Raw genomic sequence first — 25850 nt, forward strand, 5'->3', positions numbered from 1 at the left:
GCAAGATTATGAAGAGAAGAAAGCAATCAAGATGGGTGCCAGCAAGCTCAATAAGAAACCATGCACGATAGCCGCTGGAACCATTTCCAACCCGCCACTGCGCTGTAATACCGGTAAGGTGAAGTCCATTGAGGTTGCCCCACATAAGCCCAGTGCCGTGGAGCGGCTGCTGCGCACCAGTGTGGGAATCAGCATGATCGCCACCAATTCGCGGGCCAGATCATTAAAGAATGCGGCACTCCCAATTACTGGGCCGAATGTATCGGTCAATAAAATACCTGATAGTGAATACCAACCAAAACCGGAAGCCATCGCCAGCCCGGTTTTAACGGGCAATCCAATCAACATTGCGGCAATAGCGCCGCCTGCCAATGCACTGATCGCCACCACAAATGCCACTATAGTGCCGCGGCGATTTAACACAATCTGGCGCAGTGTCATGCCACTGTTACGTAATTGAATACCAACTAAAAATAGCAAGAAAATCAGCGCTAGCTCACTGCCTTTCGCCGCAAATTGCAGCCATTCCCATTGGGTCAATCCCAGCAGAAAACCGACAATAACCACGCCACAGAGTTTTAATGATTCCAGTGCCATATGTAGGCGAGATGGCAGTGCTTCCTGACGATGCGTATTTTTCCACGGAGTTTTGCGTTCGAGTAAAAATAGTGCCAGCAAATTGGCGCAAAAAATACACAGAAAAAAGATGCCGGTGTATTGGAATATCAGCAGCAGGTTAGCGCTGAGATTTTCCAGAAATGCCAGGCTGATGCCCATAAAGAATAAAATAACGTAGACCATCCAGCTTAATAAGCGGTTGATCAATTGAATTAATGATTTGCGGCTAAGTGGGATCAGATAACCAATAATTAACGGCAAAAGAATGATCAGCAATCCTGAGTACACGAGTTATACCGTCCTATACCTTTTTCATTGACGTTACTGCGATGTTAGCAGCACGAAATTACCCGCTATCTAAGCTCATTGGGATTATGAGTCTCATCAGAGGGGGTAGCGCCAATACTATTCAAATCGGTTTACCACCAATTTGTCATTCGTTTGCGCCTTGCTGTAATGCCAATGACTTTGGGTATTATGAGTAGATGAATAATGGGCTGTGGCGCAATAAGCTATCTAAAATCAGGGAGAGAGTAAAGAGCACCGGCTACCGTGGTACTTGAGCTATAAGGTTTTTTTGCTTCAGATAATCAGGTAATGGATTAAGCCAGTAATCTGATAGTATCAATATGAATACATTCGCACCGGAGGCGTAGTATGTATCTTGAACGTGTCGATATTGTCGGTTTTCGCGGTATTAATCGTATTTCATTGAATCTTGATGATAATACAGTGCTTATTGGTGAGAATGCTTGGGGTAAATCCAGCTTATTAGATGCCCTCACGTTACTTTTATCCCCCGAACCGCAACTTTACCATTTTACCTCGCAGGATTTTTATCACCCGGCAGGGGATGAAAGTGCTAAAGAACGCCACTTGCAAGTTATCTTCACGTTTTGCGAAAAAGACATTGGCCACTGGCGCGCACCCCGTTATCGCCAATTAACACCGTTATGGATAAAAAATGACGATGGCTTACATCGTATTTATTATCGGATTGAAGGTGAGTTAGGTGACGATGATACCGTGTGTACTTGGCGCAGTTTCCTCGATTTAGAGGGGTTGCCATTGGCATTGCACGATATTGAAAAGCTGGCGCGTGGTGTTATTCGTATTCATCCGGTATTACGGTTGCGGGATGCGCGTTTTATACGCCGGCTACGCAGTAGCACCGCCGAAAATAACCGCCAACCCGATAAAGCGGCACTGAATCAACAATTGGATCAATTAAGCCGTGAACTGGTGCGTAACCCGCAGAAGCTAACTAACTCCGAGCTACGCCAAGGGTTGGAGGCGATGCGCCAACTGCTGGAGCACTACTTTGCCGAGCAAGGGTCACAATCAGCCAACTTGCGTAATCACCATTACCGCCCACAACCGGAGCGTGAGGCATGGCTTGCTCTCGATAGCATTAACCGCATGGTTGCAGAGCCTAATAGCCGCAGCATGAGATTGATTCTTCTGGGAATGTTTTCAACATTGCTGCAAGCCAAAGGGCCATTGAGTCTTGACCCACATGCTCGCCCACTGCTGTTGGTAGAAGACCCGGAAACTCGTTTGCATCCCATCATGCTGTCTGTTGCCTGGGGGCTGCTCAGCCAACTTCCTCTGCAGCGCATTACCACCACCAACTCAGGTGAGCTGGTTTCATTAGTGCCAATTGAGAGCATTTGTCGACTGGTTCGTGAGTCTTCTAAAGTTGCAACTTACCGTATTGGGCCACGCGGCATGAGTTCTGAAGACAGTCGCCGCATCGCGTTTCATATTCGTTTCAACCGGCCCTCGGCATTTTTCGCTCGCTGCTGGTTGTTAGTCGAAGGTGAAACAGAAATCTGGTTACTCAACGAACTGGCGCGCCAATGCGGCTATCACTTTGAAGCCGAAGGGGTAAAAGTGATTGAGTTTGCTCAGAGTGGCTTGCGCCCATTACTGAAATTTGCAAACCGGATGGGGATACAGTGGCATGTTCTGACCGACGGTGATGATGCAGGGAAGAAGTACGCGGCGACAGTGCGTACTATGGCGGATGACGGGCGTGATCATGAACGCGATCGTTTGACCATTTTACCGGCACCAGATATGGAGCACTTTTTGTATCGTGAAGGTTTTGACGAGGTATATCACCGGATATCGGCTATTCCTGCCAATGCTAAAATGCAGCCGCGTCGGGTGATTGAAAAAGCGATTCATCGCACGTCAAAACCGGATTTAGCTATCGAGGTTGCCAGCCAGGCCAGAGATTGGGGGGTAGAATCTGTCCCCCCATTACTGAAAAAAATGTTTTCTCGTGTGGTATGGCTAGCGCGTGGGCGAGCTGATTAACATCAGGTATACCCGTCATCTTTCAAGATGCAGGGTTGTTGGCTGCCATCACTCACCCAAGTCATTGAGTTGTCTCAACTCCTTGGATTCATTCAGTTGCCGCCTACCTGCAACTCGAAAGTTATTGGGTATATATTAATGTATTAACATCATTAACTTTAGGTGAAATGCGTGCCTAAGCCGTTTTCGAGTTGATCAAGTAATTGATAACGGCGGCGATATTCGGCACGTTTTTTACTGGCAATATCTTCAATCGATTTACGTGCAATCTTGGCCGGTAAACGGAAATGGCCTTCTGCGCACTGTACCCCGCCTAGCGATATCCAGAAGTTGTCATAATCTGCGTGTAATTTATCTTTTTTCTTCGCCCGATAGCGCCAGTTTTGATAAACATGGGTGGCATTACCTACGGCAATAATATGTGTTATTCCCATCAGTTCTGCCAGGCAGCAAGTGGCCTCCAAAACCAGACGTTTGGGAAACAACCCATGGCAGGCTTTGGTGCTGGTGTGAATTTCGTGGTGCGGAGTTTCATTATCTGCACCTTGTAATCCACCAATAAACAAGGTTTTTTGGTTTTGATAATAAAATAGGCTGAAAGTCAGCAGTGCCAGTGTTTGTTGTTGCTCATTAGCCAGCATCAGCGTAATTTCGCCCTCTTTATTGAGTTTTGGAAAACTACCCAAATAAAGAGAATACTTTTCATCATTTTTGCCAATTAACTCAGTCAGTTTATAAGGCGAATGATGTAAAAAGTTGCGGCGTAATGATTCAGGCATACATTGATTGATCAGCTTGAAATGGTCCTGTAATACCCCCAGTTTCTGGCGATTATTGAGTGTGTTCGCCAGATAAGGGCGATGCAATTTACAGGGTAAATCAGGTTGAGCGCGAAGTATGCTGTTGAGTAGCGGCTGCTTCACCAGCACGCCGAGTAAGTTAAAGGTCAGCTTTGGGCAGATTAAGGCCCGGGCAATAAATTTAAGCCGAAACTGTAATTCTTTCCATGAACCACCGAGTGCTTGATGACCTTTGAATAGCAATGCAATTAACCCCCAGCGGTTAATATTATTAGGGATTAATACGGTATTCTTTATGTTTTGCATGATTAAATCCGTTATATCAATGTATTTCTGGCGCTATTGAAACAAATGGGAACTAAACAGAGTCTCAATACATCTTAGATTCCGCCTGTTGCCCGGTAGGCATTGATATTTGGTTTAGTTAAATGAGAATTTCTGATGTTATTTTCAACGAGTTGGTCATTTACAATTAAGGAAGGTAATTGCTTTGATGCAGTTAAGTAGAAGTCAGCGCCGATGGTTTGCCGCAATTGCTGTGTTAGTTATCGGTGGCTTTTTCATTATTCGGCACCTAATGGCACCTGCACCGGTGCAATTTCAAACCGTGAAAGTGGCCCATCGTGACCTGCAACAAAATGTGCTGGCAACCGGCAAACTCGATGCTGTCCGCAAAGTTGATGTGGGTGCTCAGGTGAGTGGTCAGTTGGAAAAACTGTATGTGGAAATTGGCGACCAAGTTAAGCAAGGGCAACTGCTGGCGATGATTGACCCGCAACAGGCTCAGAACCAGATTAAAGAAGTTGAAGCCACATTACAGGATCTGAATGCCCAACTAGGGCAGGCAAAGGCTGAGCAACAATTGGCTGAGGTGACCCTGCGTCGCCAGCAGGAGCTGGCAAAATTGCAGGCCGTTTCACGCCAGGATCTGGATCAAGCCAGCACCACATTGGCCGTGAAAAAAGCGCAAGTTGAGACCATTAAAGCGCAAATCAATAAGACCAAAGCCAGCCTGGATACGGCCAACATCAATCTGGATTACACCAAGATTTCGGCTCCAATGGATGGCGATGTGGTGCAAATCACCACCTTGCAAGGCCAGACCGTGATCGCCGCGCAGCAAGCACCGAATATTCTGACGTTGGCGGATATGAGCACCATGCTGGTTAACGCGCAGGTTTCAGAAGCCGACGTTATTCACCTTAAACCCGGCATGAAAGCTTCATTCACCGTGTTGGGTGATCCCGGCAAGCACTTTGATGGAGTGTTAAAAGATATCCAACCCACGCCCGAAAAAGTGAATGACGCGATTTTCTATTCGGCGCGTTTTGAAGTGCCGAACCCGGATCGGCTATTACGGCTGCAAATGACTGCGCAAGTGTCAATCCAGCTCGCGAATGTTCCGCAGGCTATGGTTATCCCATTATCGGCATTAGGTGATGAATTGGGAATTAATCGTTACCAGGTTGCGGTACTGAAAGAGGGTAAAGAAGAGAAACGCGAAGTGACGATTGGCATCCGTAATAACGTTGATGCGCAGGTGATTTCGGGGTTAAACGTGGGTGAGGAAGTCATCGTGAGCCGCGGCGGCGCGGAGGAAGCATAATGGCGGCATTGCTTGAATTAAAAGGCATCCGTCGCAGCTATCAGTCCGGCGAAGAAACGGTTGATGTATTGCAGGATGTCTCACTCACGATAAATGCTGGCGAACTGGTGGCCATTATTGGGGCTTCCGGCTCAGGTAAATCCACGCTGATGAACATTCTTGGCTGTCTGGATAAGCCGAGTGCCGGTGTTTACCGTGTCGCAGGTCAAGATGTTGCCGTATTAGATAACGATGCGCTGGCAGCACTGCGCCGTGAGCATTTTGGCTTTATTTTCCAGCGCTATCACCTGTTGCCTCATCTTAGCGCCGCCCACAATGTGGAAGTCCCAGCGGTCTATGCTGGGGTCGGCAAAAATGAGCGCCGTGAGCGAGCGAACATGCTATTAACCCGGCTAGGGCTGGGTGAACGTGTCAGTTATCAGCCCAATCAACTGTCTGGTGGGCAGCAACAGCGCGTCAGTATTGCTCGTGCTTTAATGAATGGCGGGCAGGTGATTCTTGCTGATGAGCCGACCGGTGCACTGGATAGCCATTCCAGTGTTGAAGTGATGGCCATCTTGAAACAGCTACAACAGCAGGGGCACACCGTGATTATTGTGACCCATGACCCGACTGTTGCGGCTCAGGCCGAGCGAATTATTGAGATCAAAGATGGCCGCATCATGGCTGACTCTGGCTCAAAAACAGTGGCAACTGCCGCGGCTTCAGCGGCTATTAGTCTGACGCCACCGGCACCATCATGGCAGCAGTTAGTCGGCCGTTTCCGTGAGGCACTATTGATGGCCTGGCGTGCGATGTCGGCCAATAAAATGCGTACCGCGCTGACCATGTTGGGCATCATTATTGGTATTGCTTCGGTGGTTTCGATATTGGTGGTCGGGGACGCCGCTAAACAGCTGGTGCTGGCGGATATTCGAGCAATTGGCACCAATACCATTGATGTTTATCCGGGCAAAGATTTTGGCGATGATGACCCCAGCACTCGGCAAGCACTGGTTTATGACGATATGGCGGCGCTAAAAGCGCAGTCTTACGTCAGTGCGGTATCCCCGACAATCGCCGGCAGTATGCGGCTGCGTTATGGCAATATTGATGTCGCCGCCAGTGTGTCTGGGGTGAGTGAGCAATATTTTCGGGTGTATGGCATGAAACTTGAACAAGGAACCCCTATCACCAGCGAACAGGTTGAGCGCCAGTCGCAAGTGGTGGTTATTGACCGCAATACTCAGCGCCGCCTGTTTCCTCACCTCAAAGAGGTTGTTGGGCAGGTGATATTGATTGGCAACATGCCCGCAACGGTTGTGGGTGTGGTGGAGGAAAAACAATCGATGTTCGGTAGCAGCAAAGCGCTGCGGGTATGGGTTCCTTACAGCACTATGGCGAGCCGCCTGATGGGGCGCTCCTATTTTGACTCGATCACTATCCGCATCAAAGAGGGTTATAGCAGTAAGGAGGCTGAACAGCAGTTGGTCCGGTTATTGACCATGCGTCATGGCAAGAAAGACATATTCACCTACAACATGGATAGCTTGCTGCAAACGGCAGAGAAAACCACCCGAACCATGCAACTGTTCCTGACATTGATGGCGGTAATTTCGCTGGTGGTCGGTGGGATTGGTGTGATGAATATTATGCTGGTGTCGGTGACCGAACGTACGCGAGAAATCGGCATCCGCATGGCCGTGGGTGCGCGTTCCAGTGATGTTATGCAGCAATTTTTAATTGAGGCGATACTGGTTTGTCTGGTCGGTGGCGCGCTCGGTATTTCGCTATCCTTTGCTATTGGTTTGATTGTGGAAATGTTTTTACCTAACTGGCAAATTGCTTTCCCACCAATGGCACTATTCAGCGCATTCCTGTGCTCAACGGTGATAGGGGTGGTGTTTGGCTATCTACCGGCCCGCAGTGCTGCCCGGTTAAATCCTATTGATGCATTGGCGCGTGAATAATTGGCACTGAGTCAAGGGTTGATATTGACGACTTTGGCCGCATAATAGGAAGACAACAAAGAAAAATGCCAGTCGCAACTGGGCTGGCATTTTGAACAGATGTTTTTGAATGGTCACCGATGTAGGGCTGCAACAACCCGCCTTGGAAATACCTTTGGCACCAGAATGTTTTAGGTGATGGTATGCCGAGATAAGCAGGCAGAGAAGTGCGTGGTGTCAGGCCAATGCAGCCAGTTCCTGCGGTACGGCTTCTTGCAATACCACATCTAACCCGAGTGGCACAATTAGGCTGGCGTGATTGCCCTTTGGTCCCTGATGGACATCAAAGTTAACCATCTGACCCGCTTTTAACGTTCGGTAGCCATCCATCTGTATAGTTGAATAGTGAGCGAAGATATCTTCGCCGCCGCCCTCAGGGCAAATAAAGCCAAAACCTTTGGCATTGTTGAACCATTTAACAGTACCCGTCTCCATACTTCTACGTTCCTCGCAAGGCTATTTTAGTTCGAGATGAGGTAATCACTGGTTAAAGTGAGCGCGAATTGGTTAAAACTCCAACAGCTCACGAAAATACACTCTAGTGGAAATGGCCTTAACGTCAAGGGGACGGCTTTTGTCAGAGCCGGGCAGTTCTTCAAAGTTTGATGTAGCTAACGCTATTGTATTTATTTGGGTACAATTTAATCGTTCTTAACGTCAATACCCTTACTTTTTTCTCGAGCGGCGTTATGACATAAGTGATGATAAAATAATAATAGATATCTGCATGAAATGGTCTTATAACCGGAGTGAGATGTTGCTCCTGTGTGGTTCAGTAAAACGATGGGCAGGCAATGGGCAAGAACAACGACTGGCTGAATTTTGAACATTTAGTCAAAGATAAACAAATCGAGGCGCTCAAACCGCCGTCTATGTATAAAGTTATACTTAACAACGACGATTACACACCGATGGAATTTGTGATTGACGTTCTGCAAAAGTTCTTTTCTTATGATATTGAACGTGCAACACAACTGATGCTCAATGTGCATTATCAAGGAAAGGCGATTTGTGGTGTTTTTACTGCCGAAGTTGCAGAGACCAAAGTCGCACATGTAAATCAATACGCCAGGGAGAACGAGCATCCGTTGCTTTGTACGCTGGAAAAAGCCTGATTAAGGCAATTATTGGGAGGTGCCTATGCTCAATCAAGAACTTGAACTCAGTCTCAACATGGCTTTCGCCAGAGCGCGTGAGCACAGACACGAGTTTATGACCGTGGAGCACCTATTGCTGGCATTGCTAAGCAATCCAGCCGCGCGGGAAGCGCTGGAGGCGTGTACGGTTGACCTGGTGGCATTACGCCAGGAACTGGAAGCGTTTATCGAACAAACCACACCAACATTACCTGCGAGTGAAGAAGAGCGCGACACCCAGCCGACGCTCAGTTTCCAGCGCGTGTTACAACGTGCGGTCTTCCATGTCCAATCATCAGGGCGCAATGAAGTTTCTGGTGCCAACGTGTTGGTCGCCATCTTCAGTGAACAAGAATCTCAGGCGGCCTACCTGCTGCGTAAGCATGATGTCAGCCGTCTGGATGTAGTGAACTTTATTTCCCACGGCGCCCGTAAGGACGAACCGGGTCAGGCACCGAATGCAGAAAATCCGGTGAATGAAGAGCAGGCAGGAGGGGAAGACCGTATGGAAAACTTCACCACCAATCTGAATCAACTGGCCCGCGTTGGCGGCATTGACCCGCTTATTGGTCGCGAGAAAGAGCTGGAACGAACCATTCAGGTATTGTGCCGTCGTCGTAAAAATAACCCGCTGCTGGTGGGGGAGTCCGGTGTCGGTAAAACCGCTATCGCGGAAGGTCTGGCTTGGCGGATCGTGCAGGGCGATGTCCCTGAAGTGATGTCAGAATGCACATTATATTCATTGGATATAGGTTCACTGCTGGCTGGCACCAAATATCGTGGCGATTTTGAAAAACGCTTCAAGGCGCTGCTGAAACAGTTGGAAAATGACAAAGACAGCATTCTGTTTATCGATGAAATTCACACTATCATCGGGGCAGGGGCCGCGTCTGGTGGGCAGGTCGATGCCGCTAACTTAATCAAACCACTGCTTTCCAGTGGCAAGATTCGGGTTATTGGCTCCACGACTTACCAGGAGTTCAGCAATATCTTCGAAAAAGATCGTGCTCTGGCACGACGCTTCCAGAAAATTGATATTACTGAGCCAACACCAGAAGAAACTGTGCAGATTATCAACGGCTTGAAGCCGAAATATGAAGCGCATCATGACGTACGTTATACCGCGAAAGCGATACGTGCGGCAGTGGAGTTGTCGGTTAAGTATATTAATGACCGTCACCTGCCAGATAAAGCCATTGATGTGATTGATGAAGCTGGCGCACGTAGTCGTTTGATGCCAGTTAACAAACGTAAAAAAACCGTCAATGTGTCGGATATTGAATCCGTGGTGGCGCGTATTGCCCGTATTCCGGAAAAAACAGTATCGGCCAGTGACCGTGATGTGCTGAAAAACTTGAGCGACCGCCTGAATATGTTGGTGTTCGGCCAGGATAAGGCCATCGAGGCGCTGTCTGAGGCCATCAAGATGAGTCGTGCGGGCTTGGGCCATGAGCATAAGCCGGTTGGCTCCTTCCTGTTTGCTGGCCCTACAGGGGTGGGTAAGACAGAAGTGACCGTGCAATTGGCTAAAGCGCTGGATATCGAACTGCTGCGCTTTGATATGTCCGAATATATGGAGCGCCACACCGTTAGCCGGCTGATTGGTGCACCTCCGGGCTATGTTGGCTACGACCAAGGCGGTCTGCTGACCGACGCGGTTATCAAGCATCCGCATGCCGTTCTGCTGCTGGATGAAATTGAGAAAGCCCACCCGGATGTGTTTAACCTGTTATTGCAGGTCATGGATAATGGGACTCTGACGGATAACAATGGGCGTAAAGCTGATTTCCGTAACGTCATTCTGGTGATGACCACCAATGCCGGTGTGCGGGAAACTCAGCGTACTTCTATTGGCTTTAAACAGCAGGACAACAGCACTGACGCGCTGGAAGAGATCAAAAAAGTGTTTACACCGGAGTTCCGTAACCGGCTGGATAACATCATTTGGTTCAACCACTTGTCACCTGCCGTTATCCAGCAAGTGGTCGATAAGTTTATCGTTGAATTGCAGGCGCAATTAGATGCTAAAGGTGTGTCACTGGAAGTCAGTGAAGAAGCACGTAATTGGCTGTCTGATAAAGGCTATGACAAGGCGATGGGCGCACGACCAATGGCGCGAGTGATTCAGGAAAATCTGAAGAAACCACTAGCTAACGAGCTGCTGTTCGGTTCTCTGGTTGATGGTGGCTCAGTCACTGTTGGGCTGGATAAAGAAAAACAACAACTGGCTTATGAGTTTCAGAGTGCGCAAAAACGCAAAACTGAAGGTGCGGTTCATTAAGTCAGTGAGCAGCTAATACTGCGATAGTTTGATGTTAAGAAAAATAAAGGGCGATAAGCTAATTTAGCTATCGCCCTTTTTATTTTTTTGCACATTTTACTTTTGTTTGTTCGATAAATAATTTATGCGATGAGCCAACTGCACTCAATCGACAAATACTAAGCCGACAAATAAAAGAAAACGCAAAACGCCCTTACCATAATAGGAAGGGCGCCGGAGGGGGACTACATCCTCAGAGCTCGCAGGTCGTTGACTTGCGACAGTTTAGCCGATTAACGGCTACGGAAGACAATGCGGCCTTTGCTCAGGTCGTACGGGGTCAGCTCTACAGTGACTTTGTCACCCGTCAGGATGCGGATATAGTTTTTACGCATTTTACCGGAGATATGAGCGGTTACCACGTGCCCGTTTTCCAATTCAACGCGGAACATGGTGTTCGGCAGCGTATCAAGAACGGTGCCCTGCATTTCAATATTGTCTTCTTTGGCCATCGAATCCTCTAGGTGTAACTACCTTAGTTTTTAACCGGCAAGATAATGCCGAAAAACCCACATTATGTAAAGAAGTGTTGGCGGTCATCGCACCATTTCAGCAAAATTAGTCTGCCGGTAAGAGGGGATAAAGCCTAATGTGGGGTTCTTTTCAACGGTTGAGCTTTACTGCATCGCGGATGAAAAATTCAACGATTGCGGTAACCAGCATTCAGCCGGTAGTGGACTAAACTGGAGTTGACTCAACTGCTGCAAAAAAAAGTTGCGTGGGATCTCAATTGCACCCAGCGACGCAGTGTGAGCGTTGAGGACCTGACAGTCAATCAGTTCTCCACCATGATGGGTAAAATGATGACAAAAAACCATTAATGCGCTTTTTGAAGCATTGTCAGCCCGGCTAAACATGGATTCACCACAAAACAGTGAGCCCACTGCAATTCCATATAAACCACCAACCAGTTCATTTTCCAACCAAACTTCTACCGAGTGAGCATGACCCAAAGCATGTAGCTGGCAATAAGCTTGTTGCACATCGTCACCAATCCAGGTTCCCTCATCACGTTGCGAGGCACAGGCGCGGACGACATCTTCAAAAGCATGATTAAGGGTAAAATGGTAAGGGCAACGACGCAGAAAACGCCGCATACTCCGGCTGATATGCAAATCTTCTGGAAATAATACGGCTCGAGGGTCAGGAGACCACCATAAAATCATCTCTCCGGGACTGAACCAGGGGAAAATCCCTCGCTGGTAAGCTGCCAGTAAACGAGGTGCGGATAAATCCCCCCCGAGAGCCAGCAACCCGTTTGGTTCGCGCAGAGCCAGCTCAGGTGAGGGGAACGCGAATGATTGAGATGAGAGCTGTGTGATGCGCATAAATCCCCTTGGTGACGTTTACAGGCCCATATCCTTCGTGTTCGATGTTGCAGGAGTGTTCACTAGCAACCTACCTGCAACTACTATCACGCTGGGTATAATCATCAATAACAAATAATACTGCTTTGGTTTCAGCAGCTTTACTTAATATTAGCTGCAAATTTGCTGATTATCTGCCTGTATTCAATTGGCGCTCACACTGGTCACCTTTGCATTAATGCCGTTGATGAATTTGTCTTAATGCCGTTGATGGAATTGGTAATAACGGCCTTTGTTCTGTAGCAAACTTTGATGATCCCCTTGCTCGACTATCTGCCCGCCATCCATTACGCAGATTCGATCCATATATTCCAGCCCATATAAGCGATGAGTGACAATAATCAGGCTTTTTTGCTGACAATGCTCGCGCAATAGCGCCAGAATTTGTTGTTCGGTTTCAGCATCCAAACCTTCGGTAGGTTCATCAAGCAGCAAAAGCGGGGCCGGATGCAGTAGGGCACGAGCAATACCTAAACGCCGTTGCTCACCACCGGATAATGGCCGCCCGCCATCCCCCATCCAGGCATTTAGCCCTTCGTTGTTATCCAGCAAGTTGGCTAACCCCACTTGTTGCAGCACAGTTTTTAGCTGCGCATCTGATGCATCAGGGCAGGCTAGTAGCAGGTTCTCGCGCAAGGTGCTGCTGAAAATATGCACCCGCTGGCTGACGACTGTCATCATTTGGCGCAATGTGGCTTCATCATAGCTGGCTAATGATTTCCCATTGAGGGTGATAACGCCCTGATTGGCATCCCAGGCTCGGGTTAATAACTGCAACAGTGTGGATTTACCACAGCCGGTGCGACCCAATAGCGCAATATGCTCTCCTGCGGCCAGTGACAGCGATATATTCTGCAAAACAGGCAAGGGTTGCTGCGGGTAGGTAAAACTCAACCCTGTCACTTCTAGCGCTACCTGTGAGGTTGGTACTGGACCACTGGTCGGGAATGTCACTTCAGGCTTTTGTTCCATTAGCTGACCGACACGGGTTGCAGAGGCAATCACTTGCCCCAAGTGTTGGAAAGCACCGGCTACTGGCAATAGGGCTTCAAATGCCGCTAAAGAGGTGAAAACAAACAGTGCCAGTAATGCGCCAGGCTGACTATCCCCACCAATCCCTGCGGCGGCGAGCCATAAAATCAATGTTACAGTCAGACCGGAAGCCAGAATCATTAGGGCCTGCGCTAACCCAGCCAAAGAGGCTTGCTGTTTTTGGCGGCTCATCCAGCGCTGTTCAATGCCCTCCAAAGAGACGCGGAAGCGATGTAATGCACCGAACACCAGCAATTCAGCCTGGCCTTGTAGCCAAGAAGTCAATTGTGAACGGTAAAGGCCGCGTAAGTCGGTCAAATCACGGCCAATAGGCTGACCAGCACGGTAGAAAATCAAGGGTACGAGTAATAACAACCCAAGCAGAATGGCCCCCAACGTTAGGGCTAAATTAACATCCAGATAGCTCAGGCCAAAAGTCACCGCAGCAATAATGACAATGGCCGCCACCAACGGCGATATGACCCGAAGATAGAGATGATCCAGTGTGTCGACATCGGCAACTAGGCGGTTTAACAGCTCACTTTGACGAAAACGAGCAATACCCGCAGGGGACAGCGGCAGGATCTTTTGGAATGCAAATACCCGCAGATGCGCCAGTACACGGAATGTTGCGTCATGACTGACCACTCGCTCAGCATAGCGGCCTGCGGTCCGGGTAATTGCAGCCCCTCGCACACCCGCCGCCGGTAGCAGATAGTTAAACGTATATAGGCCTGCGGGACCAGCAATGGCCGTGCCTGCCAAGAACCAACCGGATAACGTGAGCAAGCCAATACTGGCCAGCAGCGTAATAATTGCCAGTACAATACCCAGACAAATCAGGAACCAATGACGGCGATACAGCGCCAGAAAAGGGAGAAGTACGCGCATAATTAAAGCTCCTCACTGCGGTGGGACAGCAGATTGGCAAATGAGCCAGCGGATTGACTTAAGCTTGAATAATCACCTTGTTGAATCAAAAGGCCGTTATCCATTACCCAAATTTGATCATATCCCAAGGTATCTTCCAGTTGATGGGTGACCAACAGGGTTGTCTGCTGGCGGGAGGCTTCTTCTAGCGCCTTCATCACCAACTGCTCACTATGGGCATCCAGGCTGGCGGTGGGCTCATCCAGTAGCAATAGACGGCATGGATTCAGTAGTGCTCTGGCAACAGCAACTCGCTGAGCCTGCCCAACAGAAAGCCGCGCTGAATGGTCACCGACTTCGGTATTTAGCCCTTGTGGCAAGTCGTTGAGGAACTCGTTGATATAGGCGCGTTCAACAGCCAGTTGCAGTTGGTTATCATCAGCGTCAGGCTGCCCCAACAAAATATTGGCGACAAGCGTTTGTTCCGGCAAGTGTGGGTTTTGGCCAACCCAACTTAACTGAGCACGCCAGGCTTGCGGGTCTAATTCACGCAATTCTACGCCGTTGACTTTTAACGAGCCGCGATAGGGCAAAAAGCCTAGTAGCAAGTTAAGTAATGAGCTTTTACCCGCACCACTCAGGCCTACAATGGCAACTCGTTTTCCGGCAGGTAGGGAGAAGGTGAGTGGCCCAGCCAAGCGGGTACCGCTGGGAGCCAGAATTTCTAGCTCGTTAGCCTCCAAAGTAATGGCATCAATGCCACTAAGAACTTTATCACCTTGGCCGATAGCCTCACTTTCACTACTCAAAAACGTCACTAACGACTCTGCGGCACCGACGGCTTGCGCTTTGGCATGATAGAAAGTGCCCAAATCCCGCAAAGGTTGGAAGAATTCAGGTGCCAAAATTAGCACCAGAAAACCTGCAAACAGTGTTACACCTAAACCGTAACTACCAAAATTCAGCTCTCCCAAATAGGAAAAACCAAAATAAACCGCAACCACTGCAATGGATATCGCCGCGAAAAACTCTAATACCGCCGAAGAAAGGAAGGCCATCCGCAGCACTTCCATGGTGCGACGGCGGAAATCTTCTGAAGAGTCACGAATTTGATCAGTTTCTGCTTTGGCGCGGTTAAATAACCGCAAAGTGTCCAAGCCACGTAAGCGGTCGAGGAAGTTACCACTTAAGCGAGCCAGTGCCACAAAATTGCGCCGATTGGCATCAGCAGCACCCATGCCGACCAAAGCCATAAACAGAGGGATCAGCGGGGCTGTAACAAATAAAATTAAACCTGCTACCCAGTTAATGGGGAAAACAGCAATGAGAATCAGGACTGGAATAAAGACCGCTAAATACATCTGCGGCAGATAGCGAGAATAGTAATCTTGCATATCTTCAATCTGTTCCAGAATGATAGTCGCCCAACTTCCGGCAGGTTTGCCTTTCACCCAGGCAGGGCCCAGCTGTTCTAGTCGGTCCAGCACCATTTTGCGGATTTGCTGCCGCACCTTCATGCCACAAATAAACCCCACTCGCTCGCGTAACCAACTGATCACCGCACGTAAGGCAAAGGTTCCTGCCAGCAACCAAAAGTCAGCGAGCAATGCCGCACGGGGCACTTTGTCAATGATCAGCGATTGCAGCAAGGTGGCCAATAACCATGCCTGAGCGATAATTAATAACCCACTGAGGAGGCCAAGTAACATGGACAGGCGGAGCCAACGTTGCGCGGGGGCGCTTTGTTTTTTCAGCCAACGAATCAACTCATACTGTCGTGTTTTATTCATCGGGCAATTTGTCTGCGCAGAGTACTGGAAAATATCAAAAAGTGTTTGTCACCATGGGAGGTGGCACACCAGCGAGGGGCAATATTACCTCGTCATGCCATGAGGTGAAACCATAATGCTTGTGATAGTTGCCGCATTAGTGGATATCAATAATTTGCTGTTTTTCATTGACATGACGAGGTACAAAAATAAAGGGCAAAATAGAAATTAAAAACGGGCAGCTCACCTATGTGTCAGCTGCCCGTTGGTACGAGGTCCAATGCCACTATCAATGGCGTTATTTGTCGTTAACTAAGCCATCCAAATAGCGCTCTGCATCCAGTGCTGCCATACAACCTGTGCCGGCTGAGGTAATGGCTTGGCGATAGATATGGTCCATCACATCGCCCGCAGCGAAGACACCCGGAATCGAGGTCTGTGTTGCATTACCCTGAATACCAGACTGCACTTTGATATAACCATTTTCCAATGCTAACTGGTCGCCAAATATGGCGGTGTTAGGGCTATGGCCGATAGCAATGAAAACACCCGCTACCGCTAACTCTTCGGTCTCGTTGCCTTTGGTTGATTTCAGACGCACGCCGGTTACACCCATGTCATCACCGAGTACTTCATCCAATGTGCGGTCAGTGTGCAAAACGATGTTGCCGTTTTTCACTTTTTCCATCAGGCGGCTGATGAGGATTTTCTCTGAACGGAAACTATCACGGCGGTGAATTAGATGAACTTCGGCGGCGATATTTGCCAGATACAGCGCTTCTTCAACGGCGGTATTACCCCCACCAACTACAGCGACTTTCTGGTTGCGATAGAAAAAGCCATCACAAGTTGCGCAGGCTGAAACCCCTTTGCCTTTGAAGGCTTCTTCGGATTCCATCCCTAAATAGCGGGCAGACGCGCCAGTTGCGATAATCAGCGCATCACAGGTGTATTCCGCGCCATCACCAAACAGGCGGAATGGGCGATTTTGTAAATCAACTTTGTTGATATGGTCGAACACGATTTCTGTATCGAATTTTTCTGCATGGGCATGCATCCGTTCCATTAGTGCAGGACCAGTCAGACCCTCTGGGTCGCCAGGCCAGTTTTCTACGTCGGTGGTGGTGGTCAACTGACCGCCTTTTTCCATGCCGGTAATCAATACAGGTTTCAGGTTGGCGCGTGCTGCATAAACTGCCGCGGTGTAACCCGCAGGGCCAGAACCTAAAATAATTAATTTGCTATGTTTAGCCGTGCTCATGAATACCTCTTTCCCACAATGGCGGACAATGTTAGCGATTGTAGGGAAAATCGATCATTAAAAAAAGCAGGCAAAAATGTTGTTAGCGATTTGTTTGATAGGTAATGCCTATTTAATAAACTAAATGTATTAAGAATCGACAGTTAGGCAGTAAAAGAATTTAAGCGGATTGCAAATTAGACCAAAATTGATTTTTACGTTATGAACAAAATGGCGCTAAAAATCTTTAACCCCATAAAAAATGTGGCTTGCAAGCCGATTGTATCAAAAAACACCCGTATCTTTCATATGCCTATTTGCACCATTTTATAGCAAATAAACGGTGAAAAAATAGGTAAGCGCAGGGGGCTGAGATTTTAATTCTGGCACGTTCCACTGATTTAACTTCTTTTACTTTGACAATCGGCTGTGCATTTGCGAAAACATCATAGGAAGAAGAAATTATCTGCGCGCCATAATTTCAGATTTGGTGTCAGTGATACCAAGCGAAAACCCTGGAATGTTTTCGATTAATACTGGATGGCATGTGGAGTATGTTCTCGAACAACTGCAGGGGGGAATTTTTGCGGTTGTTCGTGATGCGCTATCTCTTCCTTAACGCTAATAATCATCGAGTACCTCGCATACAGTTGGACAGACAGGGTGTGAGATAACAACGTATTGATATATTTGCATAAAACAGGCTGCGGGTCGTTGTTTGCAGCAGGTTCTAAATCGATTAACGATTGGAGCCTGTCGCAGACTCAAGGAAATTAAGAGAGACTATAAGATGATAGATAATAAAAAACGCCCGGGGAAAGAGCTTGATCGTATAGATCGTAACATCCTGAATGAATTGCAAAAGGATGGGCGCATCTCTAACGTCGAGCTTTCAAAACGAGTAGGGTTGTCACCAACACCATGTCTGGAACGGGTTCGCCGCTTAGAGCGTCAGGGCTTCATTCATGGTTATACCGCACTGCTTAATCCACAGTATTTGGATGCATCATTGCTGGTTATCGTTGAGATTACTCTGAATCGTGGCGCTCCGGATGTATTTGAGCAATTTAATGCCGCTGTAAAAAATCTTGAGGAAATTCAAGAGTGTCACCTGGTTTCCGGCGATTTCGACTATTTGTTGAAAACCCGTGTACCTGATATGTCAGCTTACCGTACTTTACTCGGTGAGACCTTGCTTCGCCTGCCGGGCGTGAACGACACCCGTACCTATGTGGTCATGGAAGAAGTGAAGCAGAGTAACCGCCTAGTGATTAAAACGCGGTAAACAGGCAGGTGCAAAACCTGAGTAATTTGGTTACACTCCTGTTTATTCATACAGTTTCAACGCCGGGAGGGTTCTCGGCGTTGTTACTCATACCAATTAACAGGAACCTGGAGAGCCTTTCTTGAGCCAGGAATATACAGAAGATAAAGAAGTTACTCTGAAAAAACTCAGCAGTGGGCGTCGTTTGCTTGAGGCTGTTTTGATTATAGTAACGATATTGGCAGCCTACCTGATGGCAGCGCTGCTTAGTTTCAATCCTTCGGACCCGAGTTGGTCCCAAACCTCATGGCACGAGCCTATCCATAATCTTGGTGGAAGTGTTGGTGCCTGGATGGCCGATACGCTGTTCTTCACTTTCGGTGTGCTGGCTTATGCCATTCCCGCCATTATGGTGATGTTGTGCTGGGCGGCATTCCGCCAGCGTGATGCCAGTGAACATGTTGATTACTTTGCGCTTTCGTTACGCCTGATTGGCACATTAGCCCTGATTTTAACGTCATGTGGGCTAGCGGCATTAAATATTGACGACCTCTATTACTTTGCCTCTGGCGGGGTGATTGGCAGTCTATTCAGTAATGCAATGTTGCCATGGTTTAATGGTGTGGGTGCGACCCTGACGTTGCTTTGCATCTGGGCTGTTGGTCTGACGCTCTTTACTGGCTGGTCATGGTTAGTCATCGCAGAGAAAATTGGTGGAGTAGTCTTAGGATCATTGACATTCATGACGAATCGCTCACGTCGTGAAGAGCGTTATGACGACGAAGATGACGATTATCAGATTGATGATGTGAACGCCGCCGAGCAAGAGCCGAATAAAGCTGTTACAGCGAGTGTGGTTGCCGCAACCGCCTTAGCGGCAAACTCTGCTCATGCCGATGATGATGATGATGTGTTGTTCTCTGCGCCGTCAGTGACTGACGCGCCAGTTAATCCTCTACAGAATCATGATAATGCTTCGCGAACTGATGGGCTATCGGCAGGAATCAATAATAGCGACGACCCATTATTAAGTACATTACGTGCGACCGATGATAGCGGCTTGTCTCCATTATCTGCTATCTCCTCAGAGGATTCGATTGAACCGGTTATTGGTCATAGTCACGGTACTATCCCTGTAACTGATAGTGTGATGGTAACACCGCCACTCTATTCTTTTGAAATTCCACCAGAAGCGATATCTCCTGCGCCGACCTACGTTGCGTCGCCCGCAGAGCGGCCAGAGCCTCAATTGGGGGCATGGGATAAGCCAGCAGCGTCTGCAAGCCATTCGCCATTTGATTTCTCGGCGGCACAACGTCATAGCGATCAGGTGGAAAGTACTCCTTATATGAATCCTGGGCTGAGCACTGATAGTGATAGTTTGGCCGCAATGGGAGCAACAAATCGCCCGGTATCTACCTCTGGAATAGTGGCGGCAAGTGCAGCTGCTGCTACGTTTATGCCAGCATTTACGGCGACCAGCGATAGCAGTTCTCAGATTAAACAAGGTATCGGCCCTGAGTTGCCACGGCCTAACCCGGTGCGTATTCCAACACGGCGTGAGTTGGCATCCTATGGCATTAAATTGCCGTCTCAGCGTATGGCAGAACAAGAGCAACGCGAGCAGCATGAAGAGGGTGTCCAAAATCCGTCAGTAACAGAGACTCCGTTTGATGCAAGGGCTGCATCGGAAGATGATGATGCATTGCAGCAGGCCATTTTGCGCAAAGCCTTTGCTGAACAGCAATCAGAGCGGTATGGGCAAGCATCAGAAACAGGGATTAATGCTTTCTCGGCACCTGAACCTGAAGACGAGCAGGCTTTGCAAGAGGCGGCTTTACGGCAGGCCTTTGCAGCACAACAGCAGCATCGTTATGGTGAGGTTCATACTGAAAATCACGCAACTAATGTTGTTGAAAATACGAGTGCTGAAGAGATGCAGCCGGTAAATACGCGCAGTGCTTTTACCTTCTCGCCAGTTGCAGACCTCGTCGACGAGAGCCCGCGTGAGCCGTTGTTTACGCTTTCTCCGTATACTGAAGAGGTTGCTCAGCCAGTAGTTGATCACCGTACGCTGGCACCAGATTATCCTGAACAGGCCTCGGCCTATCAGCCATCTGCGCCACAGCAAGCTTATTCAGGGCAAGCAACACCTGTTCAGCCCGCAGCGCCAGTTCAACCGGTTGCACCGGTACAACCAACGCCAGCAATGGACAGTTTGATTCATCCGTTCCTGATGCGTAATGACCAGCCGCTTATTAAACCGACAACGCCATTACCGACTCTTGATCTGCTCTCTTCTCCGCCAGCGGAAGAAGAGCCGGTCGATATGTTCGCGTTGGAGCAAACTGCTCGTTTGGTCGAGGCGCGGTTAGGGGATTACCGGGTAAAAGCTGAAGTGGTGGGTATTTCTCCGGGGCCAGTGATTACGCGCTTTGAGCTAGATTTAGCTCCGGGTGTTAAAGCTTCACGCATTTCCAATCTTTCGCGCGATTTGGCACGTTCTCTGTCTGCCATTGCGGTGCGTGTGGTTGAAGTGATTCCAGGTAAACCTTATGTCGGTCTGGAGCTGCCAAACAAACACCGCCAGACTGTATATTTGCGCGAAGTGCTGGATTGCGCCAAATTCCGTGATAATCCTTCACCACTGGCTATCGTGCTGGGTAAAGATATTGCCGGGCAACCGGTGGTGGCCGATCTGGCCAAAATGCCGCACTTGTTGGTAGCGGGTACCACTGGCTCGGGTAAATCGGTTGGGGTGAACGCGATGATCCTCAGCATCTTATATAAAGCCACGCCAGACGATGTGCGCTTTATCATGATTGACCCGAAAATGCTGGAATTGTCCGTGTATGAAGGCATTCCTCATCTGTTAACTGAAGTCGTGACAGATATGAAGGATGCGGCGAATGCATTGCGCTGGTGTGTCGGTGAAATGGAACGGCGCTATAAACTGATGTCGGCTTTGGGTGTCCGTAACCTTGCCGGGTACAACGAACGAGTTGCTCAAGCCGAAGCTATGGGGCGGCCAATTCCAGATCCATTCTGGAAACCATCCGATAGCATGGACATTTCACCGCCAATGTTGGTGAAATTGCCTTATATCGTGGTCATGGTGGATGAATTTGCTGATCTGATGATGACGGTAGGCAAGAAGGTTGAAGAGCTGATTGCCCGTTTGGCACAGAAGGCGCGTGCCGCCGGTATTCATTTGGTTCTTGCAACTCAGCGTCCGTCAGTAGATGTGATTACCGGTTTGATTAAGGCAAATATTCCAACCCGCATCGCGTTTACCGTCTCCAGTAAAATTGACTCGCGAACTATCCTTGATCAGGGGGGTGCCGAATCACTACTGGGAATGGGTGACATGCTGTATATGGCACCTAACTCTTCAATTCCAGTACGTGTGCATGGTGCTTTTGTCCGTGACCAAGAAGTACACGCCGTGGTTAATGATTGGAAAGCTCGTGGTCGTCCACAATATATTGAGAGCATTCTCAGTGGGAGTGACGACGGTGAGGGCGGCAGTCTTGGATTGGATAGCGACGAAGAGCTGGATCCGCTATTTGATCAAGCGGTTAACTTTGTCCTGGAGAAACGTCGTGCGTCAATCTCCGGGGTTCAGCGCCAATTCCGTATCGGTTATAACCGCGCTGCGCGTATCATTGAGCAGATGGAAGCTCAACAGATTGTGAGTACGCCGGGCCATAATGGTAATCGTGAAGTTTTGGCTCCGCCGCCACACGAGTAATTTCTTGCTTTGACGTCGTTAACATAAATGGGGCCGCTTTGCGGCCCTTATGCAAAGAAGCGTAAAACCGGTATTTATCAGATTAATATGCTAACGCAAAGGCAATGCTTCAGCTAAAGTGCATGGGTTGGTCGAAAATAGGTTTGTAGTCTGCATTCAGTTTGCCGGTCATGGACTTAAATCGCGCTTAGAGTGACAATATATTCGCTTACTGAATCCGCCTTTGTGGCAGCCCGGTTAGGGTGCAATGAATCTTATAAGGTATTTAGAGTAATGAAAAAACTGCTTATTGCTTGCTGTCTGTTGTCAGGTTTAATTTCGGGTTCAGTTCTGGCCGATGCCAGTACAGACTTGCAAGGTCGCCTGAGCAAAGTGAACAGTTTCCATGCTAACTTCTCGCAAAAAGTTACCAGTTCAGATGGCGCAGCCGTACAAGAAGGTGAAGGTGAGTTATGGGTGAAACGGCCAAATCTGTTTAACTGGCATATGACGACCCCGGATGAAAGTGTGTTGATTTCTGATGGCGAAACCTTATGGTTCTATAACCCATTTGTTGAGCAGGCAACGGCGACTTGGCTGAAAAATGCTACCGGCAATACGCCTTTCATGCTGATCACCCGCAATAACCCAGATGACTGGAAACAGTACAATGTGAAGCAGAAGGGTGACGATTTTGAGCTGACGCCGAAAAGTGCTAGCGGCAATCTGAAGCAATTTGCGATTACGGTGACGCCAACCGGCACCATCAAAAGCTTTACAGCAGTTGAGCAAGATGGGCAGCGCAGCGCGTATGTGCTGAAAGGTCAGCAAAACAGCTCAGCCGATGCAAGCAAATTTAAATTTACCCTACCAAAAGGTGTGACGCTGGACGACCAGCGGCAGTGAGGTTTGCGTGAGTAATATGTCCCTCGATTTCTCCCAGAATGAGTTTCAGCCATTGGCCGCGCGTATGCGGCCTTTGACGCTAGAACAATATATTGGTCAGCAACATTTGCTGGCCCCGGGTAAACCGTTACCGCGGGCAATCGTTGCCGGGCAATTACACTCGATGATCCTCTGGGGGCCGCCAGGAACGGGCAAAACGACATTGGCAGAAATTATTGGTCGCTATGGCCAGGCCGATGTTGAGCGCATTTCCGCGGTGACCTCCGGTATTAAAGAAATTCGTGAAGCGATTGAGCGAGCAAGGCAAAACCGCGATGCTGGCCGGCGAACTATTTTGTTTGTCGATGAAGTTCATCGCTTCAATAAAAGTCAGCAAGATGCATTTTTACCGCATATTGAAGATGGCACTATCACTTTTATTGGTGCTACCACGGAAAACCCATCGTTTGAACTGAATTCGGCTTTGCTCTCCAGAGCGCGAGTTTATTTACTGAAGGCATTAACTGCTGCAGATATCGAAAAAGTTATCGATCAGGCGATGTCCGACAGCAGCCGTGGTTATGGCGGGCAGAATATAAAGCTGCCCGATGAAACTCGCCGTATGATGTCTGAATTAGTGGGTGGAGATGCCCGCCGCGCGTTGAATAGCCTTGAAATGATGGCAGATATGGCGGAAATAGATGCCAATGGGGTACGAGTACTGACCCCGGATTTACTAAAAGAAGTTTCTGGTGAGCGCAGCGCCCGCTTTGATAACAAAGGCGATCGTTATTACGATCTTATTTCGGCTGTGCATAAGTCTATCCGCGGTTCTGCGCCTGATGCGGCTTTATATTGGTATGCGCGCATTATCACTGCGGGCGGCGATCCACTCTATGTCGCCCGGCGCTTATTGGCTGTTGCCTCCGAAGATATCGGCAATGCCGACCCGCGTGCTATGCAAGTGGCGATATCTGCTTGGGACTGTTTTACCCGTGTTGGCCCGGCGGAAGGCGAGCGAGCGATTGCTCAGGCGATTGTTTATTTGGCCTGTGCACCGAAAAGTAATGCTGTTTATACCGCGTTTAAAGCGGCAATGCAGGACGCGCGTGAGAAGCCAGATTTTGATGTACCGGAACATCTGCGTAATGCCCCGACCAAACTCATGAAAGAGATGGGGCTGGGGGCTGAGTACCGCTATGCTCATGATGAACAACATGCTTATGCCGCCGGTGAGAACTATTTTCCACCAGAAATGGCTGCTACTCGCTACTATTCTCCGTCATCCCGAGGTCTGGAGGGGAAAATCGGTGAAAAGCTGGCATGGTTGGCTGAGCAGGATCAAAATAGCCCGATAAAACGCTACCGCTAGCCTTGCTGTTGCGGTAAGGTTAGCGCTATAAATACTTTGTAAGTGGCTGTTTACACCACTTACGTCGTTAATTTCTCCTTTCACAACTATTTATCAATAACTACAAGCACAGGACTAGCATGCTCGATCCCAATATGCTGCGCAATGAGCTAGACGCAGTTGCCGAAAAACTGGCTCGCAGAGGTTTTAAACTTGATGTTGAAATGTTGCGCCAACAAGAAGAGCGCCGCAAAGTTTTACAGGTTGAAACAGAAAGTCTGCAGGCAGAACGTAACTCCCGATCGAAAATGATTGGCGCGGCCAAGGCGCGTGGCGAAGATATCGAACCATTGCGTCTGGAAGTGAATGTGCTGGGTGAAAAGCTGGATGCCGCTAAGGCCGAGCTGGACAAGTTGCAAAACGAAATCCGTGATCTGGCATTGTCTATTCCTAACTTGCCTGATGATTCTGTTCCCGTGGGCAGAGATGAAAACGATAACGTTGAAGTCAGTCGTTGGGGTGAGCCTCGCAAGTATGACTTTGAAGTAAGAGACCATGTTTCTCTGGGCGAAATGGCCGGTGGCCTTGATTTCGCAGCAGCAGTGAAACTGACTGGCGCGCGCTTTGTGGTGATGAAAGGGCAAATTGCCCGTATGCACCGCGCGTTAGCGCAATTCATGCTGGATCTGCACACTGAGAAACACGGCTATCTGGAAACTTACGTCCCTTATCTGGTAAACCATGCAACATTGTACGGAACCGGCCAATTGCCTAAGTTTGGTGGTGATTTGTTCCACACCAAGCCACTGGAAGAAGAGTCAGACAGCAGCAACTATGCGCTGATTCCAACTGCCGAAGTCCCGGTGACTAACTTGGTGCGTGACGAGATTCTGGAAGAAGAATCCTTGCCATTGAAAATGACCGCTCATACACCTTGCTTCCGTTCTGAAGCGGGTTCTTATGGTCGTGATACTCGTGGCTTGATCCGTATGCATCAGTTCGACAAAGTTGAAATGGTGCAGATAACTCGCCCGGAAGATTCAATGGCGGCGCTGGAAGAGCTAACCGGTCATGCAGAGAAAGTTCTGCAATTACTGGAATTGCCTTACCGTAAAGTGCTGCTGTGTACTGGTGATATGGGCTTTGGTTCCAGCAAGACTTACGATTTGGAAGTATGGCTGCCAGCGCAGAACACTTACCGCGAAATTTCTTCATGTTCTAACATGTGGGATTTCCAGGCGCGCCGTATGCAAGCTCGTTGCCGCAACAAGACTGACAGAAAAACCCGTTTGGTTCATACCCTGAATGGTTCTGGTTTGGCTGTTGGGCGTACCTTGGTTGCAGTGCTGGAAAACTACCAGCAGGCTGATGGCCGAATCCAAGTGCCAGAAGTCTTACGCCCATATATGGGTGGATTAGAATTTATCGGTTAATAAACCAGGTGAATTAGTTGCCTGAAACTTGTTATTAATCTAAAAGCGCCTGCGGGCGCTTTTTCTTTTTATAATGACCGCCAGCGTTTTGATTTAGTGCTATAGATACCGCTAAGCAA

Annotated in this window: 18 protein-coding genes; 10 read left to right on the top strand and 8 right to left on the bottom strand. The window is 48.7% G+C overall.

The features are described 5' to 3' along the window. Positions 1–6: 6 nt before the first annotated feature. Positions 7–906: a lysine exporter LysO family protein gene (locus tag FTA96_RS15720; RefSeq protein ID WP_050106287.1), complete on the bottom strand. Its 900-nt coding sequence runs from the start codon at positions 904–906 to the stop codon at positions 7–9. A gap of 369 nt (positions 907–1275) precedes the next feature. On the opposite strand from FTA96_RS15720, the gene FTA96_RS15725 reads away from it, so the two are divergent. Beyond that, positions 1276–2940, top strand: coding sequence for an ATP-dependent endonuclease (locus tag FTA96_RS15725; protein ID WP_050106288.1), 1665 nt, complete (start codon positions 1276–1278; stop codon positions 2938–2940). A gap of 158 nt (positions 2941–3098) precedes the next feature. Here the strand turns inward: FTA96_RS15725 and FTA96_RS15730 are convergent, their stop codons facing one another. Further along, a complete protein-coding gene (locus tag FTA96_RS15730; RefSeq protein ID WP_050106289.1) occupies positions 3099–4046 on the bottom strand; it encodes a VirK/YbjX family protein in 948 nt (315 codons plus the stop codon). A gap of 187 nt (positions 4047–4233) precedes the next feature. Here FTA96_RS15730 and macA point away from each other — a divergent pair, with 187 nt between their 5' ends. Next, positions 4234–5346, top strand: a complete 1113-nt coding sequence (gene macA, locus FTA96_RS15735; RefSeq protein WP_050120969.1) for a macrolide transporter subunit MacA — start codon at positions 4234–4236, stop codon at positions 5344–5346. Then, positions 5346–7295, top strand: a complete 1950-nt coding sequence (macB, locus tag FTA96_RS15740; protein WP_145574260.1) for a macrolide ABC transporter ATP-binding protein/permease MacB — start codon at positions 5346–5348, stop codon at positions 7293–7295. The genes macA and macB overlap by 1 nt, the downstream gene beginning before the upstream one ends. A gap of 216 nt (positions 7296–7511) precedes the next feature. Here the strand turns inward: macB and cspD are convergent, their stop codons facing one another. Beyond that, positions 7512–7769, bottom strand: coding sequence for a cold shock-like protein CspD (cspD, locus tag FTA96_RS15745; RefSeq protein ID WP_050106292.1), 258 nt, complete (start codon positions 7767–7769; stop codon positions 7512–7514). A gap of 359 nt (positions 7770–8128) precedes the next feature. Between cspD and clpS the strand changes: the two genes are divergently transcribed. Further along, positions 8129–8449 carry an ATP-dependent Clp protease adapter ClpS gene (clpS, locus tag FTA96_RS15750; protein WP_004389612.1) on the top strand — a complete coding sequence of 107 codons (321 nt, stop codon included), beginning with the start codon at positions 8129–8131 and terminating at the stop codon, positions 8447–8449. Between the two features lie 25 nt (positions 8450–8474). Beyond that, entirely contained in the window at positions 8475–10751 is a 2277-nt protein-coding gene (clpA, locus tag FTA96_RS15755; protein ID WP_004710698.1) for an ATP-dependent Clp protease ATP-binding subunit ClpA, read from the top strand. Between the two features lie 272 nt (positions 10752–11023). Here clpA and infA read toward each other — a convergent pair whose 3' ends face one another. From infA to trxB, 5 genes are all read right to left on the bottom strand, one after another. After that, complete coding sequence (infA, locus tag FTA96_RS15760) at positions 11024–11242, bottom strand: translation initiation factor IF-1 (protein WP_002211347.1); 219 nt, start codon at positions 11240–11242, stop codon at positions 11024–11026. A 165-nt stretch (positions 11243–11407) separates the two neighbouring features. Further along, a complete protein-coding gene (aat, locus tag FTA96_RS15765; protein ID WP_050106293.1) occupies positions 11408–12118 on the bottom strand; it encodes a leucyl/phenylalanyl-tRNA--protein transferase in 711 nt (236 codons plus the stop codon). 237 nt (positions 12119–12355) lie between these two features. Continuing rightward, the gene (gene cydC, locus FTA96_RS15770) at positions 12356–14080 is read right to left on the bottom strand and encodes a heme ABC transporter ATP-binding protein/permease CydC (RefSeq protein ID WP_145538809.1); all 1725 of its coding nucleotides are present in this window, start codon (positions 14078–14080) and stop codon (positions 12356–12358) included. Between the two features lie 2 nt (positions 14081–14082). Beyond that, entirely contained in the window at positions 14083–15849 is a 1767-nt protein-coding gene (gene cydD, locus FTA96_RS15775) for a heme ABC transporter permease/ATP-binding protein CydD (RefSeq protein ID WP_145574261.1), read from the bottom strand. 277 nt (positions 15850–16126) lie between these two features. Continuing rightward, positions 16127–17089: a thioredoxin-disulfide reductase gene (trxB, locus tag FTA96_RS15780; protein ID WP_050106296.1), complete on the bottom strand. Its 963-nt coding sequence runs from the start codon at positions 17087–17089 to the stop codon at positions 16127–16129. A 769-nt stretch (positions 17090–17858) separates the two neighbouring features. Here trxB and lrp point away from each other — a divergent pair. From lrp to serS, 5 genes are all read left to right on the top strand, one after another. Continuing rightward, positions 17859–18353 carry a leucine-responsive transcriptional regulator Lrp gene (gene lrp / locus FTA96_RS15785; RefSeq protein WP_002211340.1) on the top strand — a complete coding sequence of 165 codons (495 nt, stop codon included), beginning with the start codon at positions 17859–17861 and terminating at the stop codon, positions 18351–18353. Between the two features lie 121 nt (positions 18354–18474). Next, the gene (locus FTA96_RS15790) at positions 18475–22083 is read left to right on the top strand and encodes a DNA translocase FtsK 4TM domain-containing protein (RefSeq protein WP_145574263.1); all 3609 of its coding nucleotides are present in this window, start codon (positions 18475–18477) and stop codon (positions 22081–22083) included. Between the two features lie 273 nt (positions 22084–22356). Then, complete coding sequence (gene lolA, locus FTA96_RS15795) at positions 22357–22968, top strand: outer membrane lipoprotein chaperone LolA (protein ID WP_050106298.1); 612 nt, start codon at positions 22357–22359, stop codon at positions 22966–22968. 7 nt (positions 22969–22975) lie between these two features. Further along, positions 22976–24319, top strand: coding sequence for a replication-associated recombination protein A (locus FTA96_RS15800; protein WP_050106299.1), 1344 nt, complete (start codon positions 22976–22978; stop codon positions 24317–24319). A 119-nt stretch (positions 24320–24438) separates the two neighbouring features. Beyond that, positions 24439–25731 (top strand): serine--tRNA ligase, encoded by a 1293-nt coding sequence (serS, locus tag FTA96_RS15810; RefSeq protein ID WP_050106300.1) that lies wholly within the window; start codon positions 24439–24441, stop codon positions 25729–25731. Positions 25732–25850 lie beyond the last annotated feature (119 nt).

The organism is Yersinia alsatica, assembly GCF_902170305.1.
In the GTDB taxonomy this organism is placed as follows: Bacteria; Pseudomonadota; Gammaproteobacteria; order Enterobacterales; family Enterobacteriaceae; genus Yersinia; species Yersinia alsatica.